This is a genomic window from Mesorhizobium sp. M1C.F.Ca.ET.210.01.1.1 (assembly GCF_004791585.1).
In the GTDB taxonomy this organism is placed as follows: Bacteria; Pseudomonadota; Alphaproteobacteria; order Rhizobiales; family Rhizobiaceae; genus Mesorhizobium.
In genome coordinates this window covers 1-278 of the sequence record NZ_SRUU01000246.1, presented here as the reverse complement: position 1 = coordinate 278, position 278 = coordinate 1, and the positions used below count along the sequence as shown (strand labels likewise).

Below are 278 nucleotides of genomic sequence, written 5' to 3'. Positions count from 1 at the left end.
GAGGACTTTTTCAACACAGATCTGAAGGAGCTCGGCTACCTTCCAAGCCGTGTGATTCCGCAGCAATCTCCCTATGAGCTGAAACGTGGTTCCGTCATCCCGGCCACCCTAATCACTGGTATCAACTCCGATCTTCCCGGCCGCATCACCGCACAGGCCTCCCAGAACGTCTACGACAGCGCCACGGGGCATTACGTTCTCATTCCTCAGGGTACAAAGCTATTTGGCCGTTACGATAGCAAGGTGTCATTCGGGCAGAGTCGCGTTCTCATGGTCTG

1 protein-coding gene is annotated in these 278 nt (G+C 55.0%); it reads left to right on the top strand.

Annotation, left to right across the window (positions count from 1 at the left end):
• The coding region (locus EN853_RS33770) for a TrbI/VirB10 family protein (protein ID WP_281062262.1) at nt 1-278 on the top strand (278 nt) is incomplete at both ends.